Raw genomic sequence first — 6811 nt, 5'->3', positions numbered from 1 at the left:
ACAGACCCAGCCCGCTCCAACTCGACCAGGCCCTCGCGCAGTTCATGTCGGACATCATCCATCTTGACCCTCTTCGCTCCTGTGTGGCACACCCTCCCCGGGCGTAGGTGCAGTTAACAGGTCCGTCCGGGAAACGGATCATCTTCGTGACGCTCGATGACGGTTCGGGCCTCGTTGACCTGGCGTTCTTCGAGGACAGCCACCAGCATTGCGCGCACACGGTGTTCCACTCCGGTCTGCTGCTGGTCCGCGGCACCCTCCAGCGGCGCGGGGAACGCGCCCTGAGCGTCGTCGGCTCCGCCGCCTGGGACCTCGCCGAACTCGCCGAACTCCGCCAGGACGGCGGGCTCGCGGCGGTCGCCGCATGTCTCGCGGAGCCCGCGGCGGACCCGGGCACGGCCACGGATGCGGACCCCGGCGCGGCCACCCCGGCAGGCCCCGGCGCCGCCACCGGTGACACGGTCGGCGGCCGGCGCATCCGGCACGAGACCGGCGCCGAGCTGCACCCCTGGGCCGACCTCCAGCCGCCCGGTGACCGCACCGCCCCGAGCAGGCGGCTGTGGCACTCCAGCCCGGGGAGCGCCGGATGAGCGATCGCACGGCCGCACCCGCACCCGCACCCGCACCCGCACCGCACATTCTGTACGTCCATTTCCACGCGCCCGCCGACACCTCGCTGCACGCACGGGTCTACGAGATGCTCCTCGGCCTGCTCCGCGGCATCACCCCGGTCGTCCAGGCACTGCCGCCGGACGCGGCCCTCGCCGACGTCCGCAGCGCGCTGCGGTACTTCGACCGGGACGCCGCCGCCCTCGCCGACCTCATCCGGGTACGGGCCCTGGCCCTGCACGGCGTCGACTCCACGATCGGCGTCGGCCCCAATCCGCTCCTGGCCCGGATGGCCGCCGCCGACGGTCCGCCCGGCGCGGTCCGGATCCTGAGCGGTGACGAGCGGGCCATCGCGGCGTTCCTGCGGCACAAGCCGGTCACCCTGCTGTACGGCGTCGGACCGGCCTCCGCCAGGACCCTGGCCGGCTACGGGCTCGACACCATCGGGCGCATCGCCGGCACCTCGCTGGGCACTCTGCAGCGCGTACTCGGCGCGACCGCGGGCCGGAACCTGCACGACCGGGCCCGCGGTATCGACCCGACGCCGGTCGTCCAGGGCGCCCCCGCCCGCTCCATCGGCGGTGAACGGCGGTTCGGGCAGGACGAGTTGGATCCGGTGCGGCACCGCAGGGCGCTGCTGTCGCTCACCGAGGAACTCGGCGCCCGGCTGCGCACCGAAAGCCAGGCGGCCCGTTCCCTGACCCTCACCGTCCGCTACGCAGACCGTTCGGCGACGACCCGCACCCGGACGCTGCGCGAATCGTCAGGACACAGCGCGGCCCTCCGGACCACCGCGTACCAGCTCTACGACACGCTCGGCCTGCAGCGGGCCCGGGTCCGCGCCATTTCGCTGCGCGCCGACGGACTGCTGGCCGAGGAGCTGACCGCCCGGCAGCTGAGCCTGGAGCCCGGCGACGACAAGGCCCGTCTGATCGAGGCCGCAGCGGACCGCGCCCGCGCCCGCTTCGGCCCCGCCGCCGTCCACCCCGCCGGCACCGCGCACCCGGCCACCCCCGGACCGGCCCGGGTGACGCCGCCGCCCCCGGAGCCCGTCGCGCATGATGGGTGGCATGGATATTCGTGACGACCGGGCGGCAGGCCGCCTGGGGGCGTGGGCCGGGGACGAACTCGTCGGACGGATCGACTATTTCGCGCTGGAGGAGGACGGGACCGGCGGCGGGAGCGCGCTGGTGGCCGTCCATACGGTCGTGGAGCCGGGGCATCAGGGGGAGGGAATCGCGGGCGCGCTCGCGGCGGCGCTGTACGAGCTGGCCGGCGCGGAGGGCCGGGCCGTCGTCCCGCTGTGCCCGTACGTGGCGGCCTGGGCAGCCAAGCACCCTGACGCGGCACCGCAGCCCGATCCCGGGCTGGCCACCCGGGCGCGGGAACGGCTGGTGGCCGACTCGGACCTGTGGTGACGGGGTGCGGGGGAGGGGCCCGGCGGTCGTACTGCCGTGCGACACGGTTCGGTTAGGCTGCATTGACGTGTGCCGCGGCGCACGGTCCTGATGGCGTCCCAGGGGAGGACACGGCAGTGCACCTGCAGCAATGGGTCGAGACGATCCCGCCACTCGCCGTCTACCTGGTGGTGGGGCTGGTCATCGGGATCGAGAGCCTGGGCATCCCGCTCCCCGGTGAGATCGTCCTCGTCACTGCGGCACTGATGTCCTCGCAGGGCACCATCAACCCGTGGATCGTCGGGGCCTGCGCCATCGCGGGCGCGGTGATCGGTGACTCCATCGGCTATTCGATCGGCCGCAAGGGCGGCAAGCCGCTGCTGGACAAGCTCGGCCGGAAATTCCCCAAACACTTCTCGCCCGGCCATATCGCCACCGCCGAGCTGTCGTTCGAGCGCTGGGGCATGTGGGCGGTCTTCGTCGGCCGTTTCGTCGCGCTGCTGCGGATCTTCGCCGGCCCGCTGGCGGGCGTCCTGAAGATGCCGTACTGGAAGTTCCTCATCGCGAACGCGCTCGGCGGCATCGTCTGGGCGGGTGGTACCACCGCGGTCATCTACAACGTCGGAGTGGTGGCGGAACCGTGGATCAAGCGGTTCGGATACTTCGGACTCGCGGCCGCCGTGCTGTTCGGGATCGGATCGTTCCTGTTCGTCCAGCGGCGCGCCAGGGCGCACACGCCGACGGAGCCAGAGCCGTCGCCGACGGAGGGCACGGCCGAATCCGTGGCGGCCCCCACCGGCGAGTGACCCGGCGGACCGGCGCCAGACCCAGACCTTGTCCGGCCGATCATGAACGGCCGGACAGGCCCTGGTCGGCGGGGTCGAAGGCCGCCCGGTGGGCGCGGGACAGTTCGATGTAGCCGGCGGCGTTGAGCAGGACCGACTCCCGCTCCTCGGTGGTCAGCTCGCGCCGCACCTTGGCCGGGACACCGGCCACCAGCGAACCGGGCGGCACACGCATCCCCTGGGGGACGAGGGCGGCCGCGGCGATCAGCGAGCCGGTCCCGATGTGCGCGCCGTTGAGCACGGTGGCGCCCATGCCGATCAGGACGTCGTCCTCGACCGTGCAGCCGTGCAGCACCGCGTTGTGACCCACCGAGACCCGCTCTCCGACCACCACGGGGTAACCGGGGTCGGCGTGGACCGAGCAGTTGTCCTGGATGTTGCTGCCGGCGCCGATGCTGATCGACTCGCAGTCACCGCGCAGGACCGCGTGATACCAGGCGCTGGACTCCGCCGCCATCGTGACGTCGCCGAGGACCACCGACGTGGGTGCGGCGAACGCCGCCGGATCCACCTGCGGCTTGCGTCCCGCCACATCCGCTATCAGTGCCCGCTCCGCCATGGGATCCCGCCTCTGCATCCGCGCCTTCGCTGTCGATCAGCACCGTATACGGTGTGCTCGTGCCGAAGAACAAGAACGTGTTCTCCTCCTGGGCGGCCTGGCGCCGCCGCACCGCGTCGCGTCTGGTCCACCGCGGATGGCGGTGGGTGCAGAACTCGGGAGCGGTGACCGCGCAGCGCCCGGGGCCGTACCGCTTCCGCAGCTTCGGGACGGGCTCGCGTCTGGCGTTCCCGCTGGGAACGGTCTTCGGCGAGCAGTGGATCGAGATCGGGGAGCACTGCGTGGTGGGGGAGCAGGTGACCCTCACCGCGGGCATGATGCCGGATCTGGATCTCGGCCCCGATCCGGTGCTGCGGCTCGGCAACGGCGTGGTGCTCGGCCGGGGCAGTCATGTGGTGGCCTCGGCACCCGTGGTCTTCGGCGACAACATCTTCGCGGGTCCCTATGTGTACGTCACCAGCGACAACCACTCCTACGACGACCCCCACGAGCCCGTCGGCAAGCAGTGGCCGCGCTCAGCGCCCGTCGAGATCGGGTCCGGCAGCTGGCTCGGCACGGGAGCGGTGATCCTGCCCGGGGCGCGGCTGGGCCGCAATGTGGTGGTCGCGGCCGGCGCGGTGGTGCGGGGCGAGGTGCCGGATCACGCGGTGGTCGCCGGTGCCCCCGCCAGGATCGTCCGGCGCTGGGACCCCGACACCGGGTGGCAGCCTCCGCTGCGGACGCCGCCGCCGGTGCCGATACCCGAGGGCATCACTACCGAACAGCTGCTGGCACTCGCCGGTCCCGACGGCGGTCCCGACGGTGGTCCCGACGATCCGGCCGGGCGGGCGGATCTCAGCGAGCGGGCGGATCCCACCGGGCGGGCGCCGGATCCGGCCTCCTAGCCCGGCCGGTCCTCAGCCCGCCGCGAGCAGTACCGTGCCGGCCATCGCCAGTCCCGCGCCCGCGGCTTGGACCGCGAGCAGCCGTTCCTTGAGGAAGCCCCGGGCGGCGAGCGCCGTCACCACCGGGTACAAGGAGGCGAGTACGGCGGCGACGGTGACCGGGCCGTGCTGGGCGGCCAGCGAGTAGGTGCCGTTCGCGGCGACATCCGCGAGACCGACCAGGGTGAGTGCGGGCATGGCGGCCCACACCACGGTCATGCCGCCCGCCGGGGCGGCGGCGGGGTCGCGGCGTACGGCCACGGCCAGCGCGGCGCCGCCGACCACCGAGCTGCACACCCGCTGGACGAAGAGCGCGAGGAACAGGCCGGTGAGGGTCGAGGACGCCTCGGAGATGAGGGCGAACACCGAGCCGAAGCCGAAGGCCGCGACGAGGGTGAGCAGAACCGTCTGCCGCTGTACGGGCGCGCCGCGCAGCTGGGGGCCGCCGGCCAGGGCCACGCCGACGACGGCCACCGCGATCCCGGCGTACTGCAGCAGTCCCGGCCGTTCGCCGAGCGTCAGTCCGACGCCGAGCGGGATCACGACCCCGATGGTGGCCAGCGGTGAGACGACGCCCATCGGGCCCTGGGCGAGGGCCTTGTAGAAGCAGAGCAGCGCGACCGGTCCGACCACGCCGGCGGCGACGGCGTACCAGAGCTGCGGGCCGGCCTCGCTCCACGCCCCGGTCGCCACCACGATGGCGCCGAGGACGATCGCGGCGGCGATCTGCGAGGCGACGACCACGACCAGCGCCGGCAGGCGTCGGGTCAGCAGTCCGCCGCCGAAGTCGGCGAGCCCCCAGAGCAGGCTGGTGGCGAGCGCGAGAACCGCTGTCATGGGACTTCCCTCGCAGTACAGTGTGGTGAACGTGTTGGTACAGCACACCGTAGTGCAGCTCAGTGAACTCTGTCATTCATAATATTGGACGGAAGCGTGCCGGACCTCGAAATCGTCGCCCAGTCGCTCGCTCGCAACGTCAAGCGACTGCGGCTGGAGCGTGGATACAGCCTGGACGCACTCGCCGCTCGCGCGGGTGTCAGCCGGGGAATGATCATCCAGATCGAGCAGGCCAGAACCAACCCCAGCATCGGCACCGTGGTGCGTATCGCCGACGCCGTCGGCATCAGCATCGCCAGCCTCCTCGACCACGCCGACAGCCCCCAGGTCCGGCTGGTCCCCGCCGACCGGGCCGTACCGCTGTGGAGCACCCCGGCCGGCAGTTACGGCACGCTCCAGGCCGGCACCGAGGCACCGGGCCCGCTGGAACTGTGGTCCTGGCGGCTCATGCCCGGAGAGGGACACGACTCCGACGCCCACCCGCCCGGCAGCGCCGAGCTGATCCGGGTGGACGCGGGCGAACTGACCCTCATCGTGGAGGGCCAGGAGCACCACGTGCCGGCCGGGACCACCGCGAGCTTCGACGCCCATGTGCCGCACGGCTACCACAACGCGGGCCCCGTACCGGCCGAGATGACGCTCGCGATCTCCGTCCCGCCGCCCCGCTAGCGCCTGTTACGTTGCCTGGCATGCGCGCACCCATCGGCACCTTCGACGAAGCCCACCCCGCCACCGACCGGCTCGACCTGCTCCCGGCACCGGTCGCCGCCGCGGTGACCGCCGAGATGCTGTACGTCGACACCGACCCGGCCAAGGCCGACACCGCCGCCTTCGCCGAGACCTACGGCGCCGATCTCCTCGAGGCCTCCGCGAACTGTGTGGTCGTCGCGGGCAAGCGCGGCCAGGACGTCACACTGGCCGCCTGCCTGGTGCTGTCCACCACCCGGGTCGACGTCAACGGCGCGGTCCGGCGCCATCTAGGCGCCCGCAAGGCCTCGTTCGCCGCGATGGACACCGCGACCGGCGCGACCGGCATGGAGTACGGCGGCATCACCCCCGTCGGGCTGCCCGCCGACTGGCCGCTGCTCATCGACGCGGCCGTCGTCGACGCCCCGTACCTGGTGATCGGCAGCGGCGCCCGGCGCGGCAAGCTGATCGTGCCGGGCAAGGTGCTCGCCCGGCTGCCGGGCGCGGTCGTCCTGGAGGGACTCGGTATCTGAACGGTAGGGGATCCGAACGGTAGGGGCCGGTCCGGATCCGAACGGTGGGGGCTGGTCCGATGCGAACGGTCAGGTCCGGTCCTGCGGGCCGTCGTCGCGGTTGTCGTCCGCCGCATGCAGATTCCGGTGCAGTCTCCGGCCCGCCCGCACCACGATCACGCCGACGGCCAGCCCGGCAGCGGCAGCCAGCAGCCGGCCCCACCACTGTCCGGGCAACACGCCGAGCAGGACCGCGAAGACGCCGAAGGCCAGCACGAAACCGAGTACCGGCAGGGCGTAGAACCACAGGTCGGCGCAATGCCGGTGAGTTAAGCCGTTTCCGCAGGTGAGGGCCGCTGTCTGGTGACGTTGATCGTGTAGTGGACGTTACTGGGGGTGCGGGGCCGGTCTCGGCGCTTGATCGCGAACTTGTTCTTGGGTG

At 72.5% G+C, this 6811-nt stretch carries 9 protein-coding genes and 1 pseudogene; 7 read left to right on the top strand and 3 right to left on the bottom strand.

Annotated features, from left to right (window positions below; genetic code table 11):
* Positions 1–125 precede the first annotated feature (125 nt).
* From QMK24_RS40415 to QMK24_RS40400, 4 genes and pseudogenes are all read left to right on the top strand, one after another.
* A pseudogene (locus QMK24_RS40415) lies at positions 126–590 on the top strand (OB-fold nucleic acid binding domain-containing protein); the annotation flags it as partial.
* A complete protein-coding gene (locus tag QMK24_RS40410) occupies positions 587–1693 on the top strand; it encodes a DNA polymerase Y family protein (protein WP_283471900.1) in 1107 nt (368 codons plus the stop codon). The pseudogene QMK24_RS40415 and the gene QMK24_RS40410, both read left to right, overlap by 4 nt.
* Positions 1671–2027 carry a GNAT family N-acetyltransferase gene (locus tag QMK24_RS40405; RefSeq protein WP_283471901.1) on the top strand — a complete coding sequence of 119 codons (357 nt, stop codon included), beginning with the start codon at positions 1671–1673 and terminating at the stop codon, positions 2025–2027. Before QMK24_RS40410 ends, QMK24_RS40405 begins: the two co-directional genes overlap by 23 nt.
* Before the next feature lie 116 nt (positions 2028–2143).
* Positions 2144–2812 (top strand): DedA family protein, encoded by a 669-nt coding sequence (locus QMK24_RS40400; RefSeq protein ID WP_283471899.1) that lies wholly within the window; start codon positions 2144–2146, stop codon positions 2810–2812.
* A gap of 40 nt (positions 2813–2852) precedes the next feature.
* Here QMK24_RS40400 and QMK24_RS40395 read toward each other — a convergent pair whose 3' ends face one another.
* The gene (locus QMK24_RS40395; protein WP_283471898.1) at positions 2853–3410 is read right to left on the bottom strand and encodes a gamma carbonic anhydrase family protein; all 558 of its coding nucleotides are present in this window, start codon (positions 3408–3410) and stop codon (positions 2853–2855) included.
* 59 nt (positions 3411–3469) lie between these two features.
* Here QMK24_RS40395 and QMK24_RS40390 point away from each other — a divergent pair, with 59 nt between their 5' ends.
* A complete protein-coding gene (locus QMK24_RS40390) occupies positions 3470–4294 on the top strand; it encodes an acyltransferase (RefSeq protein WP_283471897.1) in 825 nt (274 codons plus the stop codon).
* 12 nt (positions 4295–4306) lie between these two features.
* On the opposite strand, the gene QMK24_RS40385 is transcribed toward QMK24_RS40390, so the two are convergent.
* Positions 4307–5170, bottom strand: coding sequence for an EamA family transporter (locus QMK24_RS40385; RefSeq protein WP_283471896.1), 864 nt, complete (start codon positions 5168–5170; stop codon positions 4307–4309).
* 96 nt (positions 5171–5266) lie between these two features.
* Here QMK24_RS40385 and QMK24_RS40380 point away from each other — a divergent pair, with 96 nt between their 5' ends.
* Together QMK24_RS40380 and QMK24_RS40375 are read left to right on the top strand one after the other, a co-directional pair.
* Positions 5267–5839, top strand: a complete 573-nt coding sequence (locus QMK24_RS40380) for a helix-turn-helix domain-containing protein (RefSeq protein WP_283471895.1) — start codon at positions 5267–5269, stop codon at positions 5837–5839.
* Between the two features lie 20 nt (positions 5840–5859).
* A complete protein-coding gene (locus QMK24_RS40375) occupies positions 5860–6390 on the top strand; it encodes a YbaK/EbsC family protein (RefSeq protein WP_283471894.1) in 531 nt (176 codons plus the stop codon).
* Positions 6391–6459: 69 nt separating this feature from the next.
* Here QMK24_RS40375 and QMK24_RS40370 read toward each other — a convergent pair whose 3' ends face one another.
* Positions 6460–6645 carry a hypothetical protein gene (locus QMK24_RS40370; protein ID WP_283471893.1) on the bottom strand — a complete coding sequence of 62 codons (186 nt, stop codon included), beginning with the start codon at positions 6643–6645 and terminating at the stop codon, positions 6460–6462.
* Positions 6646–6811: the final 166 nt, after the last annotated feature.

Origin of the sequence: Streptomyces sp. PH10-H1 (assembly GCF_030063355.1) — a bacterium.
GTDB lineage: Bacteria > Actinomycetota > Actinomycetes > Streptomycetales > Streptomycetaceae > Actinacidiphila.
This window is presented reverse-complemented; position numbering and strand designations above follow the sequence as displayed.

What these genes read in the sequence shown, in the direction of transcription:
- QMK24_RS40410 (WP_283471900.1), top strand. Translation starts at nt 587, where the DNA reads ATGAGCGATCGCACGGCCGCACCCGCACCCGCACCCGCACCCGCACCG.
- QMK24_RS40405 (WP_283471901.1), top strand. Translation starts at nt 1,671, where the DNA reads ATGGGTGGCATGGATATTCGTGACGACCGGGCGGCAGGCCGCCTGGGG.
- QMK24_RS40375 (WP_283471894.1), top strand. Translation starts at nt 5,860, where the DNA reads ATGCGCGCACCCATCGGCACCTTCGACGAAGCCCACCCCGCCACCGAC.
- QMK24_RS40385 (WP_283471896.1), bottom strand. Translation starts at nt 5,170, where the DNA reads ATGACAGCGGTTCTCGCGCTCGCCACCAGCCTGCTCTGGGGGCTCGCC.
- QMK24_RS40395 (WP_283471898.1), bottom strand. Translation starts at nt 3,410, where the DNA reads ATGGCGGAGCGGGCACTGATAGCGGATGTGGCGGGACGCAAGCCGCAG.